This is a genomic window from Lacinutrix sp. MEBiC02404 (assembly GCF_053601575.1).
The window spans coordinates 1-3,041 of sequence record NZ_JBSHNV010000139.1 but is presented as its reverse complement, the minus strand read 5'-3'; the positions used below and the strand labels follow the sequence as shown (position 1 = coordinate 3,041).

Annotated in this window: 4 protein-coding genes; all 4 read left to right on the top strand. The window is 29.8% G+C overall.

The annotated features are described in order from the left end of the window. Positions 1-165: 165 nt before the first annotated feature. The gene (locus ACVCXO_RS03740; RefSeq protein ID WP_203461155.1) at positions 166-927 is read left to right on the top strand and encodes a DUF6090 family protein; all 762 of its coding nucleotides are present in this window, start codon (positions 166-168) and stop codon (positions 925-927) included. Between the two features lie 153 nt (positions 928-1,080). Beyond that, the gene (locus ACVCXO_RS03735; protein ID WP_055437681.1) at positions 1,081-1,533 is read left to right on the top strand and encodes a hypothetical protein; all 453 of its coding nucleotides are present in this window, start codon (positions 1,081-1,083) and stop codon (positions 1,531-1,533) included. A gap of 206 nt (positions 1,534-1,739) precedes the next feature. Beyond that, positions 1,740-2,129, top strand: coding sequence for a helix-turn-helix domain-containing protein (locus tag ACVCXO_RS03730; RefSeq protein WP_452228253.1), 390 nt, complete (start codon positions 1,740-1,742; stop codon positions 2,127-2,129). Next, the gene (locus tag ACVCXO_RS03725) at positions 2,126-2,992 is read left to right on the top strand and encodes an IS3 family transposase (RefSeq protein WP_452228252.1); all 867 of its coding nucleotides are present in this window, start codon (positions 2,126-2,128) and stop codon (positions 2,990-2,992) included. The genes ACVCXO_RS03730 and ACVCXO_RS03725 overlap by 4 nt, the downstream gene beginning before the upstream one ends. The last annotated feature ends 49 nt before the right edge of the window (positions 2,993-3,041 follow it).

Genomic DNA, 3,041 nt, shown 5'->3' with positions numbered 1-3,041 from the left:
AATTACTAAACATAACAACGTATATATAAAATAGCTAATTGGTTGTTTAATCAATATTTTTTGTTTCTTTATAAAATATATACAAGCCGGAAAGACAAGTCATTATTTAAACGCTACTTTCCATATACGTATACGTTGTGCTTCATTATGACAAACCGTTAACCAATGATAAAATTCTTTAGAAAAATACGTTACGACCTTATGGAGAAAAACAAAACTGGAAAGTATTTTAAATATGCAATTGGAGAAATTATACTTGTGGTTATTGGAATTTTGATTGCACTTTCAATAAATAATTGGAACGAGCATAGGAAACAACAAAAAATAGAACAAGAGTATTTATTGTCTCTGCAATCGGAATTTAATAATAATCTGGATAAAATAAATTCATCAATTAAGGAGAATGAAACCATAAGAAACGGTATAAATGGTTTGTTGAATTTATTTGATAATGAAATCCTTGACACTGTTAGTGATAAATATCTGAATGAAAAAATTTTTGCAGTTCTTGGCAATCAGATGCAGTTTAAGCCTTCAAATGGAGTGTTAAATGACATCATAAGTTCAGGCAATTTAAATTTAATTTTGAATCAAAAGTTGAGACAACGGCTTGCATCTTTTGATAGCTCATTGGAAATTTTAAAACTTCAGATAAATTTTACTTTGGCTGTAAAAGAAAACCTGAAATCTATTATTTATAAGGAGGGTAGTGTTAGGAAATTAGCAAGTAAACAGTTAGATTTTCAAACCAATTCCATTTCAAAAAACATAAATAATAAATCGTTGTTTAATTCTGTAGAATTTGAAAACTACCTCATAGACTATGCATTGTTACATAAATCAGCTGCGGGAACAAATTTTTTGGGTGGAATAAAAAATGAAATTGAAACCATATTAATTGAAATTGAACAAGAACTCAATAAATAACGAAAGCACAACAACGTATATAATTAATGGCTAGTTTTAGCTTACTTACGAAAATCCTCGCGGATTTTCTATCTGGTGTTTATTTGCTAAATTAGGTGCTTAAACACGCCACTAATCATATACAAGACCGTTGTGCATAATTAAAGAATACGAATGAAAAGAATATTTATACTGTTAATTTTAAGTCTTACAATTCAATATTCTTTTGGACAAGCTTGCGGAATATACATAATAAAATATGTTGGAAAAATAGAATCGGAATCTTCTAAAGTTGAAAAAATAAAGCTTCCTACTATAGAACACCTGTACAATTTTGAAAAAGAGGATTCGGAAAAATCATTTGTTATTGTTGAACTCAATGGAAATGAAATAAATAAAAAAATTATTTCTCCTCTGGGTTCTGTGTTTGAAAATTCAAAAAAATTAATGGATTATTTCAAAAGTAAAAGAGAAACTTTTCCAGTAACTATTGTCATCAACAAGAATGGAAAGGAAATAGAAATAACCAAGCACTTAAATTGGGAAAACATTGAAATAAAACTAATCGAAGATGATGGAATTGTAAAATCATTTGAACTGAATATAAAAACCATTGAAATAGAATAACTATGCACAACAACGTGTATAATTCATTGCTAGTTCTAGCCTGCTTGGAAATTCCTTCGGAATTTCCTCTGGTAAGTTTTCTTTTGTTAATTTAGTTGCTCAAACACGCAACGAAATCATACACAAACACGTTATCTATAAGTTACTCAACCCGAACTTTCCTGAAATAGGTTGACTAAAAATTAAACCTTTTAGCACTACACCTAATGAAAGACAAAAAACAACCCTGCCGAAAAAATTCCTACAAAAAAGTAGGTTTCGATTTAAAGCTTTTAATCATCGATAGGATTCAAAACGGACAAATCTCTGTAAACCATGCTTCAGAAAAATATCAAGTTTCAAGATCCTCCATTGATTACTGGTTAAAAAAATACAGTACTTTAGAGCAAAAGAAACTTGGTATGAGCAAAAAAGATGAAATCAAAAAACTTAAAGAACGTATCGAAGAGTTAGAATTTGTAAAAGACTTCCAACAGGACATTATTGCTGACATGGAGCTTATTACGGGAGTTGATATGTCAAAAAAGTCCTTACCCAAAACATTAGCAGACGAGATCGAAAAAAAGAAACAAGACCGTTTAAAAGAAAATGGTTGATCGAATGTTTTGGGATTAGTAAACAAGCTTTTTACAAACGCTTAAAATCGCATAAAATAAAGGAAAACAGAGCACAAATCGTTGTGAAAATGGTTAAAGACTATAGAGATGAATTTGGTCAAAAAACTGGAGGAATAAAACTCCATAAAGAACTCAAACCAAAAATGAAACTACTTGGAATCAAAATGGGTAGAGATAAGTTTTACAAACTTCTTAAAGCTAATAGACTCCTGGTTCCAAAGACTAAACGATACTTTATAACAACAAATTCTAAACATCATTTTTTCAAATACAAGAACCTGGTAAAAGACAAAGTACCAACTAGAGCAGAACAATTATGGGTAAGTGACATTACTTATATAAAAACGGAAAAGAAGCATTGCTATTTAGCGTTGGTTACAGACGCATACTCTAAGCGAATTATGGGTTATAAACTAGCATCACATATGAAGACATCACTTTGCACAGATGCGTTGACTATGGCTATTAAAAACAGGAAATATCCGAATCAAAAAATAATCCATCATTCTGACAGAGGAATACAATATTGCAATCCGGCATATACAGCGTTTGCTGAGAAAAACAATATAACCATAAGCATGACTGAACAATACGATCCTTATGAAAATGCCGTTGCAGAAAGAATCAATAGAACGCTTAAATATGAATACGAACTGAAACAAACCATAAAAAATATTAACTTAGCAAAGAAGATGGTAAAAAAAGCTGTGTGGATTTACAATAACAAAAGATTACATTTTAGCTTAAAATTAAACACTCCTAATTTCATCCATCTTAATCAAGGAATTGAATATCGCTCCTACAAAAAAAATAAAGAAAATTTAGAATATTTGACCTTCTAATTAACGAAAAATGAACACGAAAAAGGTCAACCTATTTCAGTATAATACA